Source organism: Pseudovibrio japonicus, assembly GCF_014651595.1.
Lineage (GTDB): Bacteria > Pseudomonadota > Alphaproteobacteria > Rhizobiales > Stappiaceae > Pseudovibrio > Pseudovibrio japonicus.
Map to the genome: position 1 here is coordinate 239,326 of NZ_BMXE01000004.1, position 20,916 is coordinate 260,241.

At 54.2% G+C, this 20,916-nt stretch carries 17 protein-coding genes; 5 read left to right on the forward strand and 12 right to left on the reverse strand.

The genetic code is table 11. The features are described from left to right. Nucleotides 1-33 precede the first annotated feature (33 nt). The 5 genes from ntrX to dusB all read right to left on the reverse strand — a co-directional run bounded on the left by ntrX (nucleotide 34) and on the right by dusB (nucleotide 7,482). Nucleotides 34-1,401 (reverse strand): nitrogen assimilation response regulator NtrX, encoded by a 1,368-nt coding sequence (gene ntrX, locus IE076_RS12740; RefSeq protein WP_189437176.1) that lies wholly within the window; start codon nucleotides 1,399-1,401, stop codon nucleotides 34-36. An 18-nt stretch (nucleotides 1,402-1,419) separates the two neighbouring features. After that, the gene (locus tag IE076_RS12745; RefSeq protein ID WP_209009076.1) at nucleotides 1,420-3,657 is read right to left on the reverse strand and encodes a sensor histidine kinase NtrY-like; all 2,238 of its coding nucleotides are present in this window, start codon (nucleotides 3,655-3,657) and stop codon (nucleotides 1,420-1,422) included. A gap of 237 nt (nucleotides 3,658-3,894) precedes the next feature. Beyond that, nucleotides 3,895-5,334, reverse strand: coding sequence for a nitrogen regulation protein NR(I) (ntrC, locus tag IE076_RS12750; protein ID WP_189437177.1), 1,440 nt, complete (start codon nucleotides 5,332-5,334; stop codon nucleotides 3,895-3,897). Nucleotides 5,335-5,338: 4 nt separating this feature from the next. Further along, the gene (locus tag IE076_RS12755) at nucleotides 5,339-6,487 is read right to left on the reverse strand and encodes a two-component system sensor histidine kinase NtrB (protein WP_371871500.1); all 1,149 of its coding nucleotides are present in this window, start codon (nucleotides 6,485-6,487) and stop codon (nucleotides 5,339-5,341) included. After that, entirely contained in the window at nucleotides 6,487-7,482 is a 996-nt protein-coding gene (gene dusB / locus IE076_RS12760) for a tRNA dihydrouridine synthase DusB (RefSeq protein WP_189437178.1), read from the reverse strand. Before dusB ends, IE076_RS12755 begins: the two co-directional genes overlap by 1 nt. A 230-nt stretch (nucleotides 7,483-7,712) precedes the next feature. Here dusB and IE076_RS12765 point away from each other — a divergent pair, with 230 nt between their 5' ends. The 4 genes from IE076_RS12765 to IE076_RS12780 all read left to right on the forward strand — a co-directional run bounded on the left by IE076_RS12765 (nucleotide 7,713) and on the right by IE076_RS12780 (nucleotide 11,165). After that, on the forward strand, nucleotides 7,713-8,927 hold the full coding sequence (locus IE076_RS12765) for a bifunctional 2-C-methyl-D-erythritol 4-phosphate cytidylyltransferase/2-C-methyl-D-erythritol 2,4-cyclodiphosphate synthase (RefSeq protein WP_189437179.1): 1,215 nt from the start codon (nucleotides 7,713-7,715) through the stop codon (nucleotides 8,925-8,927). Nucleotides 8,928-8,959: 32 nt separating this feature from the next. Then, nucleotides 8,960-9,460 carry a CinA family protein gene (locus IE076_RS12770; protein WP_189437180.1) on the forward strand — a complete coding sequence of 167 codons (501 nt, stop codon included), beginning with the start codon at nucleotides 8,960-8,962 and terminating at the stop codon, nucleotides 9,458-9,460. A 107-nt stretch (nucleotides 9,461-9,567) separates the two neighbouring features. Continuing rightward, nucleotides 9,568-10,086: a hypothetical protein gene (locus IE076_RS12775; protein WP_209009077.1), complete on the forward strand. Its 519-nt coding sequence runs from the start codon at nucleotides 9,568-9,570 to the stop codon at nucleotides 10,084-10,086. 188 nt (nucleotides 10,087-10,274) lie between these two features. Next, the gene (locus tag IE076_RS12780) at nucleotides 10,275-11,165 is read left to right on the forward strand and encodes a hypothetical protein (RefSeq protein WP_189437181.1); all 891 of its coding nucleotides are present in this window, start codon (nucleotides 10,275-10,277) and stop codon (nucleotides 11,163-11,165) included. A 330-nt stretch (nucleotides 11,166-11,495) separates the two neighbouring features. Here the strand turns inward: IE076_RS12780 and IE076_RS12785 are convergent, their stop codons facing one another. Then, complete coding sequence (locus IE076_RS12785; protein WP_189437182.1) at nucleotides 11,496-11,948, reverse strand: type II toxin-antitoxin system RatA family toxin; 453 nt, start codon at nucleotides 11,946-11,948, stop codon at nucleotides 11,496-11,498. Between the two features lie 257 nt (nucleotides 11,949-12,205). On the opposite strand from IE076_RS12785, the gene IE076_RS12790 reads away from it, so the two are divergent. After that, nucleotides 12,206-13,159 carry an alpha/beta hydrolase gene (locus IE076_RS12790; protein ID WP_189437183.1) on the forward strand — a complete coding sequence of 318 codons (954 nt, stop codon included), beginning with the start codon at nucleotides 12,206-12,208 and terminating at the stop codon, nucleotides 13,157-13,159. An 81-nt stretch (nucleotides 13,160-13,240) separates the two neighbouring features. Here the strand turns inward: IE076_RS12790 and lipA are convergent, their stop codons facing one another. The 6 genes from lipA to pdhA all read right to left on the reverse strand — a co-directional run bounded on the left by lipA (nucleotide 13,241) and on the right by pdhA (nucleotide 20,810). Continuing rightward, nucleotides 13,241-14,236 carry a lipoyl synthase gene (gene lipA / locus IE076_RS12795; protein ID WP_189437184.1) on the reverse strand — a complete coding sequence of 332 codons (996 nt, stop codon included), beginning with the start codon at nucleotides 14,234-14,236 and terminating at the stop codon, nucleotides 13,241-13,243. A gap of 319 nt (nucleotides 14,237-14,555) precedes the next feature. Next, entirely contained in the window at nucleotides 14,556-15,998 is a 1,443-nt protein-coding gene (gene lpdA / locus IE076_RS12800) for a dihydrolipoyl dehydrogenase (protein WP_189437185.1), read from the reverse strand. Between the two features lie 24 nt (nucleotides 15,999-16,022). Next, entirely contained in the window at nucleotides 16,023-16,886 is an 864-nt protein-coding gene (locus IE076_RS12805) for a glycosyltransferase family 17 protein (RefSeq protein ID WP_189437186.1), read from the reverse strand. A 120-nt stretch (nucleotides 16,887-17,006) separates the two neighbouring features. Continuing rightward, nucleotides 17,007-18,338: a pyruvate dehydrogenase complex dihydrolipoamide acetyltransferase gene (locus IE076_RS12810; RefSeq protein ID WP_189437187.1), complete on the reverse strand. Its 1,332-nt coding sequence runs from the start codon at nucleotides 18,336-18,338 to the stop codon at nucleotides 17,007-17,009. A gap of 18 nt (nucleotides 18,339-18,356) precedes the next feature. Further along, the gene (locus IE076_RS12815) at nucleotides 18,357-19,742 is read right to left on the reverse strand and encodes a pyruvate dehydrogenase complex E1 component subunit beta (protein WP_189437188.1); all 1,386 of its coding nucleotides are present in this window, start codon (nucleotides 19,740-19,742) and stop codon (nucleotides 18,357-18,359) included. Nucleotides 19,743-19,760: 18 nt separating this feature from the next. Next, nucleotides 19,761-20,810, reverse strand: a complete 1,050-nt coding sequence (gene pdhA, locus IE076_RS12820; RefSeq protein WP_189437189.1) for a pyruvate dehydrogenase (acetyl-transferring) E1 component subunit alpha — start codon at nucleotides 20,808-20,810, stop codon at nucleotides 19,761-19,763. Between the last annotated feature and the right edge of the window lie 106 nt (nucleotides 20,811-20,916).

A 20,916-nucleotide genomic window follows, 5' to 3' on the forward strand; every position in this document is an offset into this window, starting at 1 on the left:
TTCAGTCCTTTGCTCTGTCTCTAACGTCACCGATCAGGTGAGTCCAAGAGACTTGAGCTTTCGGTGCAATGCTGACCGTTCCATACCAATATATTCAGAGGTACGCGAGATATTACCACCAAAACGCTTAACCTGTGCTTGCAGATACTCACGCTCAAACTGTTCACGTGCTTCACGAAGTGGCAAGGACATCAGCTCCTCACCACCAGAAGCGCCCGGCATACTGGGCACGGTAGACGCCACCTCGGCAGGCAGAAGATCCGCTGTAATCACCGCATCTGCATCTGCCCGCGTCAGGATCATCAACCGCTCAACATTGTTGCGCAGCTGGCGCAGATTGCCTGGCCAGTCGTGTGTCTGCAGCACCGCCATGGCATCCTCACCAATCCGGCGCATAGGCAGACCTGTGGAGTTGGAAATCTGCTTCATGAAAAAGTGGATCAGCTGCGGAATATCCTCGCGGCGTTCTTCAAGCGCAGGCACCCGAAGCGGCACAACAGCCAGACGGTGGTACAAGTCCTCACGGAACAGGCCATCCGCGATCCGGTTCTCCAGATTGTAGCCACTGGAAGACAGGATGCGCACATCCACCTTCACCTTGTTATGCCCGCCCAGACGGGTAAATGTCTGGTCCACCAGTACACGCAGGATCTTGTTCTGCGTCTCCAGCGGCATATCCGCAATTTCATCCAGATAGATGGTCCCGCCATGGGCCTCTTCAAACGCCCCTACCTTACGCGGAGAACTCTCGGTCTCTTCAATCCCGAAGAGCTCCTCTTCCATGCGCTCGGGTGTAATATTGGCCGCCGAAAGCACCACAAACGGAGACTTGGCACGCGGAGACGCCTCATGGATCGTCCGCGCCACGGTCTCTTTGCCAGACCCGGACGGCCCCGTGATCATCACACGGCTGTTGGTCAGGCAGATACGCTCAATGGTCAGGCGCAGGTTGTTCATAGAGGAAGAGCTGCCCACAAGATTGGAAACATCCCCGGCCCGCTGCTTCAGTTCTTTGATCTCGCGCTTCATGGAAGAGGCTTCCAGTGCACGCTCCGTGATCAGAACCAGCTTATCTGCCTTGAACGGCTTTTCGATGTAATCGTAAGCACCCTTTTTGATTGCAGAGACTGCTGTCTCCACGTTGCCGTGACCGGAAATGATCACAACAGGCAGATCCGGGTTTTCTTTCTTGATCACCTCAAGAACCTCAAGCCCGTCCAGCTTGCTGCCCATAAGCCAGATATCGAGAATAATCAGAGATGGACGACGATCTGCAATCGCTGCCAACGCTGCATCACTGTTGCCAGCGGTGCGGGTGTTGTAGCCGTCGTCCTCTAAGATCCCGGCGATCAGCTCACGAATATCTGCTTCATCATCAACAATCAGAATGTCACTTGCCACGGCTTATCACCACCATTCTTAAGTTTCATCATCAGCGGGGGAAGGAACATCAAAACTGCGCAACGTCAGCCGAACCATGGCACCATGGCCTCCCTCGGCAACAGATGGCGCATCCAACAGTTCAATTCCACCCCCATGATCTTCCATTATCTTCCGCACGATCGCGAGCCCAAGGCCTGTGCCTTTCTCGCGGGTCGTCATATACGGCTCAAGCAGTCGTGCGCGCTGCTCGCTCGGCAGGCCAATGCCGTTGTCGATCACATCGATCGTATAAACCGACCCATCCACAGTAAGCCTGACCAGAACACGGCCCTGTTCCGGCGCTTCTTCCCGTGCCAGATAAGCCTCAACAGCCTCCGACGCGTTCTTGATTACATTGCCAACAGCTTGGCCGACCAGACGACTGTCAAACGTCGCCCGCACTGCATCTTCAGGCAGTTCGGTCTCAAAATGAACCTGCGAATTAGCCACCGAGACCATGAACGCAGCTTCCCGGATCACAGACCGCAGATCAGCAACTTCCATCTTCGGTTTTGGCATCCGCGCAAATGAGGAGAACTCATCCACCATGCGCCCGATGTCTCCCACCTGACGAATAATCGTATCAACGCACTGATCGAATACCTTGCGGTCGTCATCTTCAATGCGCTTGCCATACCGGCGCCGGATACGTTCTGCTGAAAGCTGGATCGGTGTCAGCGGATTCTTGATCTCATGCGCAATGCGCCGCGCCACATCCGCCCAGGCAGAGTTACGCTGTGCCGCTACAAGATCCGTAATATCGTCCAGCGTCACCACAAAACCGTGCTCAGAACGTGTCGCCTCTTCCGTCGTCACACGCACATTGAGCGTGCGCTCACGCCCTTTGCGCATAAGGGAAACCTGCGCCACCTGTGAGCCGCCACTACGCTCTTCAAGTGCTTTGGAAACAACAGCCTCCACCTCTGGAACAGCCTCGTAGATCGGCTTTTCCAACAGCTTCTCTTCACCCTGACTAAGCAGATGCTTGGCAGACCGGTTGACCATGGTCACATGGCCCTCATCATCAATGCCGATGACGCCGGAAGAAACGCCCGCCAGCACAGCTTCACTAAAGCGGCGACGCCGGTCAATCTGGTCATTCGCTGCCAGCAACGCATCACGCTGACCGCGCAACTGGCCGGTCATATTGTTAAAGGTGCGCCCAAGATTCTCAAGGTCGCCGCTCGCCTTCGCTGCCTCAACCTCAACATAGTAGTTGCCTTTGGAAACCTGATCCGCCGCACCAATCAGATTTCGGATCGGCAGCACCAGCTGGTTTGCAAACCCGAAGCCAACCCAGATGGAGGAGAGCAGCAAGACAAGCGCAACGCCCACATAAACCAGCGCGAATGCCAGCTGAACCCCGAACCGGCGTTCTTCCAGCTCTGCATATTCATCCACGCCAGCTTCCGCCAGTCGTTGGTATTCAACCACTCGTGGGTCCAGAGCACGCGTCACATAAAGGTAAAGGTCGTCAAAGGCGGAAAGCTTCATGACCCCGCCCACTAGGTTGGAAACCCCTGGCGCAATCAGAACCGGAGCCCCGTCAGCCGCCTGGTTCATCGCCACAGGCGGCGGCAACAAGGGCTCCACCTGCGGATCCCGCAGCACCCGCATTACAACAGTCCCGTCCTCTTTCAGAACATAGGCCCCCAGCAATCCGCGTACCCATGTCTGGGTTTCAAAGAAGCGGTCGAACCGGGATGGATCGTCATAGTAGGAGTTCCGGTTCTGATCCACATCACTGATCATACCAATCAAGGTAGAGCGCAGTGAGTTCCCATGCTCCTGAACATAGGCCGCCGCAACCGACTGCGCATTGGTAATGATGCTGCGCGTGCGCGTCTCAAACCAGCGGTCCAGCCCCTGATCCAGCGTAATTGTCGCCACCACGGCAACAATGAACGCTGGCAAAGCCGCCACCAGCGAGAACATGGTCACAATACGCACATGAAGCCGGGCAGCCGCACGCCCACGGCGGCGCGCCTGTAACAACTTCACCAGCTCATAGATGATCAGCCCGATGAGCAAAAACACAAGTGCGCCGTTAAAAGCCAGCGCGAGATAAACGACCCTTTCAGATGGAACGATGGGCGTAACGCCCATCAGCACAAGAAAGGAAACCCCGATAGAACACAGGGCCAGCAAAACCACAGAAAGGCCGAACATGCGGGACTTGCGACCCTTCCCATCAAGTTCTCGGGTATGTTCTTCTGCTTTTGATCTGACAATCATGAAACGAGAACCTGCGCAGCTGCTCTAACTTTATTAATTTTGAAAGAGACTATTAGCACGAATTGTTGCCAAAATGCGACAATGGGTTTTATTAGTCACACTCCGGATGGGGAAAACCTTCGGTCAAACACACCCAAATAAGCCGTCTGCGCGCAACAATTAAGGCAAAACGCCACACCAAAACCAAAATGGCGCCCGGAAAAGCGCCACTTTGAGAAATCAACCGACAAAAATCGATTATCTTGAACTGCGGATCACCTGCACATCCAGATCCCGTATCTTCTTGCGCAGTGTGTTGCGGTTCACACCCAGAAGCTCCGCCGCCTTGATCTGGTTGCCGCGCGTTGCAGCAAGCACCGCACTGATCAGCGGATACTCCACCTCCCGCAAAACCCGGTGGTAAAGGCCAGGAGGCGGCAACTCCTCACCAAAGCCGCTGAAATAATCCCCCAGATACCGCTCCACAGAGCCACCCAGATCCTGAGAAGACGGCACCTCCGCTTCACTCGCCCCGTTGGACGGCTGCGACAGCTCCAGATCAATCAGGCTCGCCGAGATATCATCCTGCGGATAAAGCGCAGCCAAACGGCGCACAAGGTTTTCCAGCTCTCGCACATTGCCCGGCCAGCGATAACGGCGCAGCTTATCAAGCGCAGCCACTTCAATCTGCTTGGCAGGCAAACCTTCACTCTCAGCCATGGAGAAGAAGTGCCGCACCAGATCAGGAATATCCTCGGTCCGCTCCCGCAAAGGCGGAAGCCGGATCGGAACAACATTGAGCCGGAAATACAAATCCTCACGGAACAGCCCCTGATTAATCAGCTGACGCAAATCCTTGTTGGTCGCCGCAATAATCCGCACATCCGTCTGGATAGGCGTGCGCCCGCCAACGGAGGTATATTCCCCCTGCTGCAGAACGCGCAGCAACCGGGTCTGTGCCTCCATCGGCATATCGCCAATCTCATCCAGCAAGAGCGTTCCGCCATCAGCCTGCTCGAACCGGCCCGAGGAACGCGCCTGTGCACCTGTAAATGAGCCCTTCTCATGACCAAACAACTCAGATTCAATCAGATCTTTCGGGATCGCCGCCATATTAACCGCAACAAACGGACCATTCCGGCGTTTCCCATAATCATGCAGTGCCCGCGCGACCACCTCTTTACCGGTGCCGCTCTCACCATTGATCATCACGGTCAGGTCGGTCTGCATTAAGCGCGCCAGCACGCGGTAGATTTCCTGCATGGCAGGCGAACGGCCAACCAGCGGAATGTTGTCATTCCCCTCACCGCCCATATCAAAGTGACGCCCCTTAGGCTCCGCCAGTGCGCGTCCTACAATTCCGGTCAGCTCTTTCAAATCGAAGGGCTTGGGAAGATACTCATAGGCACCATGCTCGGAGGCCTTAATGGCAGTCATGAAGGTGTTCTGCGCACTCATGATGATCACTGGCAGCTCAGGACGCAGCTTGCGGATGCGCGGCAGCACATCAAACGCGTTCTCATCCGGCATCACCACATCGGAAATCACCAGATCCCCTTCACCCGAACTCACCCAGCGCCACAACGTCGTCGCGTTGGATGTCAGTCGGACGGTATAGCCCGCACGAGACAGAGCCTGATTGAGAACGGTACGGATCGCAGAATCGTCGTCAGCAACTAAAATGGTTCCACTCGGCATACTCTTAGTCCTCAATTCCATTAGTCACGTCTGGCCCGGTAAAGGCAGGCATCAAAATGCGGAAGGTCGTCCCCCGACTACCACTCTCACATTCCACCACGCCGCCATGATCCCCCACGATCTTGGCAACCAATGCCAGCCCAAGGCCGGAGCCATTCGTCTTTGTTGTAATAAACGGATCAAACAGATGCGGCCGCAGATCTTCCGGCACCCCGCTGCCGTTGTCGCGCACGCAAAACTCCAGCGGCAAGCTCACACGCTCCTGCACGCCCGGCACAGACAATCGCACGCCCGGGCGGAAGGCCGTTGAGATTACAATCTCAGGCTCATGCACGCCATTCAGCGCTTCACTCGCGTTCTTGATCAGATTGATGAACACCTGCACCAGCTGGTCCCGGTTGGCATAAACCGGCGGTAGGGACGGATCATAATCCTCTACAATCCGCACTTTGGAAGCAAAACCGTTTTCCGCAACACGTTTCACATGGTCCAGCACCACGTGAATATTCACCGGCTCACGGTCAATCGGACGTTCATCGGAAAACACTTCCATCCGGTCAACCAGCTTCACGATCCGGTCCGTCTCCTCCATGATCAGGCGTGTCAGTGAACGATCTTCCTCACTGGCAGATTGCTCCAGAAGCTGAGCGGCCCCGCGAATGCCCGAGAGTGGATTCTTGATCTCATGGGCCAGCATCGCCGCAAGGCCCGTCACCGTGCGCGCTGCCCCCCGGCTGGTCAGCTGCTTATCCAGCTTTTCGGCCATGGTGCGCTCCTGAAAAAGCAGCACAACATTTCCCGGAGCCTCGCTTAGCGGTGAGGCATGAATATCAACCAGCTTTTCCTGTCCAATACGCGGCGTACCAATATCCACCTTGTATTCGTTGACCGCCCCGCCGCGTTCACGCACTTGTGCAATCAAGCCCAGCAATGGACTGCCAAACGGCACAAACCAAGACACCTCCCGGCGCTTCATCACAGAAAGGCTGGCATGGAAGAAGTCTTCCGCCGCGCTGTTTGCGCCAACAATCTTGTCGTCGCCGCCAACCACCACAACAGGATGCGGCAGGGAATCCAGAACCGCCTGCCCGGTCATGCCCTTAGTCAAGGCATCAGCAGCCTTCGTCAGAGTATCTCCCCCAGTCTCCCTCATCAGGCAGCACTCCTCATTGGCACTTGAACAAACCAGTCATAAAGGGTGCCACGCACCTGATCCGCATCCAGGCTGGTCATCAGCCCGCGCATAAAGCCTTGCGGAGCATCATCCAGCCGGCCTGTAGCCTCCAGATACCAACCCATATGTTTGCGGAAGGCCCGCACCCCAATCTCAAAGCCGTAATGCTCCAGCATGGCGTCGTAGTGCCCCACAACCAGCTCGGCCAGTTCTTCCCCATGCGGGTCAGCAAGCCGCTCGCGGGTCTCCAGATACCGCGCAATATGTCCCGGCACCCACGGGCGACCGTAGGCCCCGCGGCCAACCATCACCAGATCAGCTCCGGACTGCGCCAGCATCTCATCCGCATCCTCAAAGGAACAGCAATCACCATTTGCCACCAAAGGCACATCCGGAATCACATCACGCACCTGACGGATCGCCCGCCAGTCTGCCGTCCCCTTATAAAACTGAGAGCGGGTACGGCCATGCACGGTGATCATCTTCACCCCCGCATCCACCGCCCGCCTGGCAAGTTCCGGCGCATTGATGGAAGTCTCGTCCCAACCAAGACGCATTTTGAGCGTTACCGGAACAGCCACCGCATCGAGCGTTGCCTCGACCAGCGTCATGGCGTGGTCCAGGTCTTTCATGAGAGCGGAGCCGGAATAGCCGGAGGTCACTTTTTTGGCAGGACAACCCATGTTGATGTCAATCACATCCGCACCGGCCTTTTCAGCCATGCGTGCGCCTTCCCCCATCCAGTGCGGGTCTTTGCCCGCCAGCTGAACGATGTGAGGATCGATGCCCTCACCTTCTGCACGCATCAGCGATTCAGGATGGCCAGTGCACAGCGCCTCGCTGGCAACCATTTCACTCACCACCAGCCCAACACCGTAACGCAGAGCGATACGGCGGAACGGCAAATCCGAAACACCGGACATTGGCGCAAGAATAACTTTATTTTTGAGAGGGATATTACCGATCGTCAGCATTACGCATATTTCTTGAAAAGTACGGACTGCACATCTTATGAGCAGCATATTAAGTTGCACATATTCTAACCAATCTAAAAATTTAGGCAAGGGAATATTAACGAGAAGCTATTGAACTGTTGAGCTTCGCCTCCAAATCGAGCAAAACCGTCACCAACACAGTTTCCACTCAGCAACCCCGCACCATCGTGTGCCGCAGGGTTGCCAGAACCCAATCAGGTGACCCAGCTTTGCAGTCCACTGAAAAAATTGCATGTATCATTGTTGCTGCCGGGCGCGGCTCCCGCATGTCCACGCAAAATGACAGCAGCCCCAAGCAATACCGGGACCTTGGCGGAAAGACTGTTCTGCAAAGAACACTGGAGGCAATTCTGGCCTCCGAGCAGGTCAATCTGGTCCTGCCCGTCATCCATCCCGAAGATGGCGACGCCTACAAGGATGCAGCCAGCGCACTGTCCGACCCGCGCCTGATGGCACCCGTCATGGGCGGCGCCACTCGTCAGGCCTCTGTCGCTTGCGGCCTGAAAGCGCTGGAAGACGATGTACCCGATTATGTCCTGATCCACGACGCCGCCCGCCCGTTCATCACACCCGAAGTGATTAAAGACGCCATCACTGCCCTGCAAAACGGTGCACAGGCGGCCCTACCCGCTGTACCGGTGGCCGACACCCTAAAGCGTGCAAATGCCAACCAGCAGGTGGTGGAAACCGTTGATCGCAGCAACCTGTGGACCGCTCAAACTCCGCAAGGCTTTCCGTACGCTCTCATCTGGCAGGCACATCAATGCGCCATCCGGCAGAACATCGACAGCTTCACCGATGATACAGCCCTGATTGAATGGCAAGGCAAGGCCGTCACCATCACCACAGGCGACCCTCAAAACATCAAACTCACAACACTCAAAGATATGACAAACGCACAGGAACAGCTCGCCATGAAACACCTCGCAGACCTTGGCGATATTCGCGTTGGAACCGGCTACGACGTTCACGCATTTGAAGAGGGCGACGCCGTCATCCTCGGCGGCATCACCATCCCGCACACCCAAAAGCTCAAGGGCCACTCCGACGCTGATGTAGGCCTGCATGCCCTGACCGACGCCATTTTTGGCGCGCTTGCCGATGGCGATATCGGCTCCCACTTCCCCCCTTCCGATATGCAGTGGAAAGGTGCGGCGTCTGACCAGTTTCTGAAATACGCAATAGAACGGGTTCACAAGCGCGGTGGCATGGTCGCACACTTGGATTTAACGCTGATCTGCGAATCTCCCAAAATTGGTCCCCATCGGGAGGAAATGCGCAAGCAGATCGCGCAGATCTGTGATCTGCCCATTGGCCGCGTAGCTGTCAAAGCAACCACCTCTGAGAAGCTGGGGTTCACGGGCCGTAAAGAAGGCATCGCAGCACAGGCATGCGCCACCATTCGGCTTCCGTTCGAAGACTGAACAAGAGCCAGCAAACTAAGGGAGACAGAACCATGACCGATATCCTGAGCCTGAAGGAAAGAGCCCGCGTTCTTGTCTCACGCTACGCAGAAAAAGAGGTCAAGATCACGACAGCAGAAAGCTGCACCGGCGGTTTGCTGTCTGGCCTACTGACAGAAGTTCCCGGCTCCTCAGCAGTGCTTGACCGTGGTTTTGTCACCTACTCCAACGAAGCCAAGCACGAGATGATTGGCGTACCGGTGGATTTGCTAATGAGCCACGGTGCCGTCAGCTGTGAAGTCGCCAAGGCCATGGCCAGCGGCGCCCTCTTCTGCTCCAATGCGAACGTGGCTGTCTCCATCACCGGCATCGCCGGACCTGACGGCGGCACTAAGGACAAACCAGTCGGACTTGTCCACTTTGGCCTTGCAGCCGACAACAAGGAAGCCCAGCACACCCAATGCCTCTTCGAGAACACAGGACGCGACGGCATCCGCTTTCAGGCACTGGTACAAGCGTTAGAATTATTAGAAAATTTTATTGAAAACAGTTAAGCGAAATTAACTTTCACTCGAAAGGTCTATGGTCAAACCGAGAGTTACTGAGACATTCTATGAAAACATAGCTAAAATCTGTTTCAAATTTAGAACGGAATGTCGGTATGCGCATGAGATATTTTGCAAGCTTGTTATTTGGCATTTGCTTGAGCACCTCTGCGTTCGCGTCATCTGACGTATTCCTGATCTCGCGCGGGCTTGATGATGAGTTTTTGGGCTCACACAAGGTCCAGCAGTTACCGCGCACCGGCTACAAGGAGCTGCGTTTATGCAACCGCTCCTACTGGGTACGCCCCTACTCCGTCGCATGGACCAAATGGGAAGAGCAGCTGGGCCACGAAGTACGCCTGGAGGCAAACCAGGGCTATGGCTGGGTCGTGCTGTGCAACAAACCCACCACCAAACTGCGCCTGACAGACGTTGGCATCTACGCCACTCTTGAAAAAACTATGGAGCAAGGTGATCCGGACAGAGAGTTCACCAACCGCTTTCAGGCCATCCGCCGCACCTTCATCATGCGCAACGGCCTGACACCCGAAGAAGCAGAAGCCCTGATCGCGAAGAACTACGAACGAACCAGCTCACGCTTAAGCCAGTTCCTCAACCAACGCGACGGCGAGTAAGCCGTCAAGGTAACGATACAGGTCTAGACGCAGCGGCACTTTCTTGCGAGAGATCGCCTTCGCACGAGACCGCAACTGGGCAACATTAGCGCTTTGTTCAGGAACAAACGCATCACGCGAACCACTTTCTCACGTCTCAACGCTGTCCGCGTCCTTTTCATGTTCAACAACAAGAAAAAGACAGATCCATGTTCGCGAATGGAACCTGCAAAAAACTCCTAAGCGCTGCCTCTCTCGCCGCAGCGCTATCAATCGCCGCAACAGCACATGCCAAAAACGGGGTTCTGCTGACCCTGTCCATGTGCTCAGACAGCAACGGTTTCCGCGATGCCTACTGGGCTCAAAAGAATACCGGCGCAAAACAGTACCCCAATGTCTTCTACATGCGCGAAGGCGGCAGCATCGTGAAAGTCATTGGAACGGATGACCTTGCCGACATCACCGATCTGATGATCACCGCCCACGGCAACTGCTCGCAAATAAGCACCTGGACTAACTCTCAGTTTGCCCGCTTGTTAAAGGCAAACCTGCCCGTTTCAAAGGAAATCAAAACTCTGACAACCGTCTCCTGTCATGGTGCAGACACGATCGGTCCAAAGCCGGAGACAAATAGCCTGCTCACAGAGTTGCAAAAGTACTTTGTCGATGCCGACCTGATCACCGGCTTCAAAGGCGTTGCCTCAATCGCGGGCGATGGCAACGGCATTCTGGATTCTAAGTTCTCCGGAAATTCTTATACGGACAATGTTGTGGATCTCGGCAAACTTCAGGCGGCAAAAGTCGCAAACGAAACCTTCTGGAAAACCACAAAGCTGAAAATTGGCGTAATTGACCTACCCCTCAGAGACTTCTGCGATAAGGTCAGCGAAAACGCATCCTTCTTCTCCGACAACTTGCTCGGCGACACCATCAAAGCCCTCTATGAGAAGACCGTTGACGAGATTGAAACCCAGAACTCTGGATGGTCTGACATAACCAAACTGCTCAAGACCGGAGCGAAACCTGCAGCGTGCGGCCCGAAGCACAACGTGGATGCTGCAAACTATTCCTCGAACAACGAGAACTGCAACCAACTCTAGGAAGAACCCAAAAGCATCTCGCTGCATTGGCTACAATCCGGCGAGATGCACTGCCTACAACAGGCCCCTCCCTAGAGATCCTAGGGCATGTCGAGTCTGTAAGACCCCAACTCAACTGTGCCACGCCGTAGCCCCTCCAATAACCTCCTATCAACAAACCAACAGCCAAGCAGGATGTTCCATTGAGCAGCCTTTCTGAGCGGACACCTATGCCTCATATAACAGCCTAACCTATCCCCAATGACAAAAACTCAAGCTTAATTTGATTATGGAATATTTTCAGATTATTTATAGAGGTACAATAAGGCCATCCTTGATCTCTCGGATTTTTTAAGTTCCGTAGATCTTGTCGGCCCGATCTTCAAAGGCGGTGGAGAATTTGCGGAAGGCGCGGTCGAACATGGCACCCATTACGGTTCCCAGTGTCCTGCTCCTGAATTCGTAATTGATGTAGAAGCTCACATCACACTCCCTCTCGGAGAGCGCGTCAAAGCTCCAGACATTTTCCAGATGGCGGAACGGCCCGTCCAGATACTCAACTGTAATCTTGCTTGCTTGACGATCAAGAATGACGCGACTGGCAAATGTCTCTTTAAAAACTTTGTAAGCCACGGTCATATCTGCCACCATCATCTCGCGGTGGTCATCAATCTTTCGGCGCCCACGCACGTGCAAGCCCTGACACAAGGGCACGAACTGGGGGTACTGCTCCACATCCGCGACCAGATCAAACATGTCATCCGCACTGTGCTGAACTCTGTGTGTGCTTTCGAAAGACGGCATATACTCGTGTTCTTTTTCTTCTGGATTCTCAAATTAGTCAGGATGCTCTAAGCGACCTTGCTTGATTTGCCAAGATCAATCTCGGTGTTTTCTGTATTCCACAGGCCAGCGCGCGCCGAAAACATCAAATTTTGTTCATCTCGCAAGCTTTCAGCGACGATCTAACGCAACCATTTCACTCTAAAAACTCTGGCCAGCACTTAAAACTCAACTCTAGACTATGCGCTAATACTTAACTCCTTTCGAAAGCAAACCCAATGCTCAGCCCTTTTAAAATCTCCCGCCTCGTCAAAGAGGGCGCAAAACAAGACTATCTTAAAACAATAAACAGCCTTACCGAAGCCCCGGTGCAGGTCGTCAGTCAGGAAGAAACCAACAGCTACCGGCACACGACGACCATTGAAGGTGGCATTGAACGCATCAGATTCAGGCCGCACCACCCCAACGGCGCCCCTCCAATTATCTTTGTGCATGGCATGTGGCACGGTGCATGGTGTTGGAAGAACTATCAGCAAAAGCTCGCTGAGACCGGCTGGGAAAGCATCGCCATCAGCTTACCCGGGCACGGCTTATCGCCCGAACAACGGCCAACAGCGGAAGCCACACTGGGCTATTACCTGCGCTTTGTGCATGAGGAAGTCCAGCGCCACGACCAATCTCCCATCCTGATCGGACACAGCATGGGCGGTGCGCTTGTGCAGTGGTACCTGAAATACGTTGGATCTGTTAAGGCCGCCGTCTTTGTCGCCTCATGGACGGCCACTGACATTTTGAAGGGCTGTCTGAAGAACGCCATGTCCATCGACCTGCTCGGAACCGCCCTTTCTCCCTTTCTAGGCTACCGTTTCCAGTTCAGATCACCAGAAATCACCGCCAGATGGTTCCTTGCAGACGAAACCAATCCGGTCGCCAAGTACATTCAAAGCCAGCTGGGACCGGAATCGGAAGTGGTGCTCATGCAGCACCGCCCGCCGCACTGGCGCCCTCCCCTTGACGATAAAACACCCAAACTCTGGCTAACTGCCAGCGAAGACGCCATCATCCCGTTCAAACACTCCCGCGACTCTGCGGCGCTGTATAAGGCAACACACAAGGTGGTGCCCCACGCTGGCCATGACCTCATGCTGGAAGACAACTGGGAAGAAAGCCTCTCGCTCATCACCACATGGCTGCAAAACAACAACGCAGCCCAAAATCTCACCATCAGCTAACGCAGGCCTTACCCAGAACAAAAAGAGCGCCCCGCCTTACAAGGGGGACGCTCTTAAAATCTCAGAGGATAGAACCGAATCTTAGTTGCCCTGCTTTGCCTTGCGCGCTGCTTTCAGCTCTGCAAAGTCTTCACCTGCGTGGTGGGAAGAGCGGGTCAGCGGGCTTGCAGAAACCTTCAGGAAGCCTTTTGCATATGCAATCTTCTCATAAGCCTTGAAGTCTTCCGGTGTTGGGAAGTTCATCACCGGGTGGTGCTTCTTGGTTGGCTGCAGGTACTGACCAACGGTCAGGAAGTCCACATCAGCAACACGCAGATCGTCCATCAACTGAAGCACTTCGTTGCGCTCCTCACCCAGACCAACCATGATGCCGGACTTGGTGAACATATTCGGATCAATCTCTTTCACCCGCTGTAGCAGACGGATGGAGTGGAAGTAACGGGCACCGGGACGAACCTTCAGGTAGTTGGAAGGCACAGTCTCAAGGTTGTGATTGAACACGTCAGGCTTTGCCGCCACAACAATCTCAAGCGCACCATCCTTACGCAGGAAGTCAGGTGTCAGCACTTCAATTGTAGTCGTTGGAGACACTTCACGGATCGCCGCAATCACGTTGGCAAAGTGCGTTGCACCGCCGTCATCAAGATCATCACGGTCAACAGAGGTGATCACCACATGCTGCAGTTCCATGGCGGCAACTGCCTTGGCAACGCTTGCAGGTTCACTCTCGTCAACAGCACCCGGCATACCGGTCCGTACATTACAGAACGCACAGGCACGGGTACAGGTATCCCCAAGGATCATGAAGCTTGCATGTTTCTTGGACCAGCACTCACCGATATTCGGGCAGCCAGCTTCCTCACAAACTGTCACAAGGTTGTTCTTGCGAACCAGCTCATGGGTTTCTTTGTAAACCGGAGATGTGGGCGCCTTTACACGGATCCATTTTGGCTTGCGCTGAACAGGGTTATCCGGGCGATGCGCTTTTTCCGGATGGCGCGGACGCACTTTTTCCTGCTCTGCTGACGCAGCTTGGCTCTTATGATTAGGATCGAGTGTATTTACCAGTGTAACCATATCAGTTCCGTCAGGTCCCAGATGCACACTGCCCAATTGCCTTACGGGTCAGTGATGCTGTCTCTTACAAATTTAGTGGTCCATAACAGGATTTAAAGCATCTCTCAATGCCGGACACCGGTGTAACGTCAGTTCCGTGCCCAAGGACCACGCCTATTCAAAGCCAATCGCATTTCCACCAATAATGGCAAAGGCAAGTGCGCCAACCATGCTGGATCGAGTGCGTAAAATCTACAGGTACGCTCCTTTGTAACGAAAAGAGTACCTAGGAAGAATTAAACCCCTCTCACTGGCGAGATTCCAGTGAGAGGGAATTGTTTTACATATTCAAAGAGCGTCCGTAGGCGTCCAGAACACTTTCTTTCATCATTTCAGAAAGGGTCGGATGCGGGAAGCAGGTGTGCATCAGCTCTTCTTCGGTGGTCTCAAGACCCATGGCAACGACGAAGCCCTGAATGAGCTCAGTCACTTCAGCACCCACCATGTGCGCACCAAGCAGCTGACCGGTCTTCTTGTCGAACACAGTCTTCACAAGACCTTCAGGCTCACCAAGCGCAATCGCCTTACCGTTGCCCATGAACGGGAAGCGGCCAACGCGCACGTCATAGCCAGCCTCTTTTGCCTTCTGTTCGGTCAGACCAACAGAGGCAACCTGTGGGTTACAGTAGGTACAGCCCGGAATCTGGTCGCGCTTCATTGGGTGAACATCAAGGCCTGAAATCTTCTCAATGCAGATCACGCCTTCATGCTCGGCCTTGTGTGCCAGCATTGGAGGGCCAGCAACGTCGCCAATCGCGTAAACGCCAGGAACGTTAGTGCGGTTAAACTCGTCAGTGACAATGCAGCCACGATCAGTCTTGATGCCAAGCGCTTCAAGGCCAAGGCCTTCAATGTTACCAACAACACCAACAGCAGAAATCAGCTTCTCGGCAGTGATGTCCTGCTTCTTACCGTCTTTGGTTTCAACAGTAGCCGTTACCTGACCCTTGCCCTTAACAACCTTGGACACCTTCGCGTCCATGATGAACTTCATGCCCTGCTTCTCCATCTGCTTTTTTGCAATCGCGGAGATTTCAGGATCTTCAACCGGCATGATGGTCGGCATCATTTCAACAACGGTCACATCAGCGCCCATTGTCTTGTAGAAGGAGGCAAACTCGATACCGATCGCGCCTGAACCCATCACAACGATGGACTTAGGCATCTTTTCTGGAACCATCGCTTCAAAGTAGGTCCAGATGTTTTCTTTGTCAGGCTCAATGCCTGGAATAACGCGCGGCTTCGCACCAGTCGCAACAATGATGTGCTTGGCGGAGTACGTGCCATGGCCCTTAACACCCTTAGGAGTTGGGTGCTGTGGCAGCATGGCGTCTTTGGAAGAAGGACCAACGGAAACTTCACCCGGTTTGGTGAGCTTTGCTTCACCCCAGATAACGTCCACTTTGTTCTTCTTCATCAGGAAGCCGACACCGCCATTCAGCTGGCCGGAAACACCACGGGAGCGCTTCACGACTGCAGAAGCATCAAAGCTCACGTTTTCAGCGGAAAGACCGTAGTCCTTGCCGTGCTGCATGTAGTGGTAGATTTCAGCAGAACGCAGCAGCGCCTTGGTTGGGATACAGCCCCAGTTCAGGCAGATACCGCCCATATGTTCACGCTCGACAATCGCGGTCTTAAAACCAAGCTGCGCGGAGCGGATTGCGGTTACATAGCCACCAGGACCAGAACCAATGATAATCACGTCGTAGGCGTTGCCACTCATCAATTTAACCTCGCCAAATCGGCCTCAAGGAGCTTGAGGCTCCACATAAAGGTGGGAGAACTTGGGAAAATTCTCCAAAACGTAGTCCGGCAGTTCTCCGCTGTCCTTAGTGACCAGCTTGCCTCTGCCATCACCTGCTTCCAGACGGTCCAGCGTTCGCTGTGCACGGCCCAGATAGGCATCATTCATGTGTTCGGTGTGCGAGTAAGCCTCAAGCTTCGTAACCACCTTGTCCATGTCCCCCAAAAAGCTGAAATGCCAGCTGGAGGAAGGGATCAGTTCACGTCGCATAAGTCGGCTGTGCCGTAAAAGTGCTTTCCAGTGCCACAAAGCAACTTCCAAAGAAGACGGAAGACTTTTGCTTTGATATGCCCGCTCACGCCGCAAAGCCTGAGCTCCTTTGAAAAACAAGGCACTGATCATTCGCGGGCACGAGGTAAAATCCGAGACGTCGTCTTTAAAGTTCAGTCTGTATCGGAAAATATCCGCGCCAAAGAATGTCAGGCTCTTCCAACTCTTGGGATCATTCTTCGCTCTGAGCAACGCCTCCGGCTTTGGAATTTCATCCACGTCGGAAACAACGATCAGATCTTTCACCGCAAGGTCTTTAAGGCCGCGTTCTATGCAGTCGCGTTGGTGGTACTCCCTTGACCAGGCGCTTTGCGCTGCCTCTGGCATATCCTCGACAATCACATGTCGGATCTTGCTCAAAAACGGTGCAAACCGCGACTTGTTATCAGCAAAATAGAGTGGTTTTTCCTGTCCGGTAAAGGTTTTGGTTGCCTCTACAAGAATAAACTCATCCACCACATCAAACAGTTCGCCAAGGCGAATTTCAAGGGTATCGAGTTCGTTGAAAAACGTGAAGCCATCGACAACTTTGACCATATCTCACGGTCTCCTTGCTCAAACGGTCTTCAGCTTACTCCACTCCTTTTGCTCACACCTACCACTTGGATTTACCGGCAGAAAACTGAGGGTTCCCCGCGTTCTGCCGGTAAGTCCGGATTAAACCAACATGGACATCGGGTTTTCGATGTAGCCTTTGAAGGCCTGCAGAAGTTCTGCACCCAGCGCACCGTCCACCGCGCGGTGGTCAGTGGAAAGAGTCACAGACATCACAGTTGCAGGAACGATCTCGTCGCCCTTCACAACCGGACGCTTCTGACCAGCACCAACAGCAAGAATGGTTGCATGCGGAGGATTAATCACCGCAGCAAACTCCTTGACGCCGAACATGCCAAGGTTGGATACGGAAGTCGTACCGCCCTGGAATTCGGTTGGAGCCAGCTTGCGCTCACGAGCACGCTTTGCCAGATCTTTCATCTCGATGGAGATGGTAGAAAGCGTTTTCTCTTCAGCACGGCGAATGATCGGAGTGATCAGGCCGCCATCGATGGAAACTGCAACACCAACGTCAGCATGTTTATGCATAACCATGCCGCTCTCAAGGTAAGATGCATTCGCGTTTGGAACTGCTTTCAGTGCCAGCGCGTGCGCCTTGATGATCATGTCGTTGACGGAAAGCTTATAAGCTGGCTTGCCATCGCTGTCCTTTGGCGCAGATGCGTTCAGCTGCGAGCGCAGAGCCAGCAGGTCGTCCAGTTCACACTCTACAGTTAGGTAGAAGTGTGGAACGGTCTGCTTGGATTCGGTCAGACGCTTCGCAATGATCTTGCGCATGCCATCATGAGGAACCAGCTCGTAGCTGTCTTCATCAAACAGCTTGAGGGTCTGTTCATCAGATGGACCAGACGCCAGCGCGGCTTTTGGAGCCTCTGCCGCCTTAGGTGCTTCCGCAGCCTTAGGAGCAGCTTCCGCCTTACCGGTGCCAGCAGCAACCGCAGCCTCAATGTCACGCTTCACAACGCGGCCATGCGGGCCAGTGCCAGCAACCAGCGCAATGTCCAGACCATTCTGCTTCGCCAGACGGCGCGCCAGAGGAGAGGAGAACACACGCTCGCCGGAAGCCGCCACAGGAGCAGCCGGTGCCGGAGCAACCGCAGCAGCAGGCGCTGCCGGAGCAGCTGGTGCCGCAGGAGCAGGAGCCGCCGCCGCAGGAGCAGCTGGTGCTGCGTCCATTGCAGAAGCGTCTTCGCCCTCTTCCAGAAGAATCGCGATCGGTGCATTCACCTTCACGCCTTCAGTTCCCTCAGCAACAACGATCTTACCGATGGTGCCTTCATCGACAGCTTCCACTTCCATGGTCGCTTTGTCGGTCTCGATCTCTGCAAGCACATCACCTGCAGAAACCGTGTCACCTTCTTTAACCAGCCACTTGGCCAGATTGCCTTCTTCCATTGTAGGAGAAAGCGCGGGCATCAAAATGTTGATCGGCATACCACTTATCTCCTGAAATTAGGCAGTGTAGGTCACAGCCTTGACAGCATCGATAACTTCCTTGGAGTTTGGCAGAGCCAGCTTCTCAAGGTTCGCTGCATAAGGCATTGGAACGTCTTTACCGGTTACGCGCAGAATTGGCGCATCCAGCCAATCGAAGGCTTCGCTCTGAACCTGATAAGCAATTTCAGAGGAAACAGAACAGATCGGGAAGGCTTCTTCAACAGTAACCAGACGGCCTGTCTTGCGAACAGATGCCAGCACCGTATCCATGTCCAGCGGACGAATGGTACGCAGGTCAATCAGTTCAACAGAAACACCCTGCTTTGCCAGTTCATCAACAGCCGGGATTGCGTAGGTCATGCCAATGCCCCACGAAACCATGGTCGCATCAGTACCTTCGCGAACAATCTTCGCCTTACCGATTGGCAGAACCAGATCTTCAACATCCGGCACATCGAAGTGGTGACCGTAAAGGATCTCGTTCTCAAGGAACACAACCGGGTTAGGATCGCGGATCGCCGCTTTCAAAAGACCCTTCGCATCAGCTGCGGTGTAAGGCTGAACAACCTTCAGGCCCGGAATGGACGCATACCATGCCGCAAAGTCCTGAGAGTGCTGTGCACCCACACGAGCTGCCGCACCGTTTGCACCGCGGAACACCATAGGCGCACCCATCTGACCACCAGACATGTAAAGCGTCTTGGCAGCAGAGTTGATGATGTGGTCAATCGCCTGCATTGCGAAGTTGAAGGTCATGAACTCAACGATTGGGTTCAGACCAGCCATCGCAGCACCAACAGCAAGACCGGTAAAGCCATGCTCGGTGATTGGAGTGTCGATCACGCGCTTTTCGCCGAACTCATCCAGAAGGCCCTGGGAGATCTTGTAGGCACCCTGATACTGAGCAACTTCTTCGCCCATCAGGAACACGTTCTCGTTGCGGCGCATTTCCTCGGCCATCGCGTCGCGCAGGGCTTCACGAACGGTAATGTTCACCATGTTGGTGCCCGCAGGAATTTCCGGATCAGCAGGCGCAACACTTGCAACCGGAGCTGCCGGAGCCGCAGGTGCTGGTGCTTCAGCAGCCGCAGGAGCAGCCGGAGCCTCTGCCGCAGCAGGGGCAGCAGTAGCTAGATTGTCAGCAGCAGATGCGTCTTCGCCCTCTTCCAGTAGAACTGCAATCGGAGCGTTGACCTTAACTTCCTCGGTACCTTCCGCAACAAGGATCTTGCCAAGCACGCCCTCGTCGACAGCTTCCACTTCCATGGTCGCTTTATCGGTTTCGATTTCCGCGATCACATCACCTGCAGAAACGGTATCGCCTTCTTTCTTAAGCCACTTGGCAAGCTTGCCTTCTTCCATGGTCGGAGAAAGCGCAGGCATTAGAATTTCAATAGCCATAATTAATTTGTCCCGACCTTAGAGCACGATATCTGTGTAAAGCTCAGATGCATCCGGCTCCGGATCGTTCTGTGCAAACTCAGCAGAAGCAGCAACAACTGCGCGCACTTCCTTATCGATCGCTTTCAGCTCGTCCTCAGAAGCCCATTCTTTTTCAAGAAGGCGGGCACGAACCTGTTCAATCGGGTCATGCTCGGAGCGCATCTTCTGGACTTCGTCTTTACTGCGGTATTTTGCAGGGTCAGACATAGAGTGACCACGATAACGATAGGTGATCATCTCAAGGATGTAAGGACCATTGCCTTCACGGCACCACTCCATGGCATAGTCGGTCGCAGCTTTCACCGCGCGCACATCCATGCCATCAACCTGAACACCCGGAATGCCGAAGGACGCACCGCGCTGGGAAAGGTCGGTTGTGGAAGAAGCACGTTCAACGGACGTACCCATGCCGTACTTGTTGTTTTCGATCACGTAGATCACTGGCAGGTTCCAAAGCTTCGCCATGTTGAAGCTTTCATAAACCTGACCCTGGTTGGCAGCACCATCGCCGAAGAACGCCATGGAGACTTTGCCGTTCTCCTTGTAGCGGTTCGCAAATGCCAGACCGGTGCCGAGCGCTACCTGCGCACCAACAATACCGTGTCCGCCATAGAACTCTTTTTCTTTGGAGAACATGTGCATGGAACCGCCCTTACCTTTGGACAGACCACCCTGACGACCGGTCAGTTCGGCCATCACGCCGTTCGGGTCCATACCACAAGCAAGCATATGAGCGTGGTCACGATAAGAAGTGATCATCTGATCACCCTGTTCCTTGGCCATCTCCATACCAACAACAACAGCTTCCTGACCGATATAAAGGTGACAGAAGCCACCGATCATACCCATACCATAAAGCTGACCCGCCTTTTCTTCGAAACGACGGATAAAAAGCATTTCGCGATAAGCGTTTAGCTCTTCTTCTTTGGAAAATTCTGAAATGGCGGGCACGTTTTTCATCGCACCGCGGGCTTTGGTTGCGCTTTTTGCGCGACCGCCTGAAGACTTGGATTGAGTTCCAGCCATGAGCCTCGTCTCTTTTGACGTGAATTGGTGAGTGCACCCTATCCCGCGCGGGACGGATTGCCAACATTCGCAATAACACTTGGGGATTTAGATAAGACGCTGATTT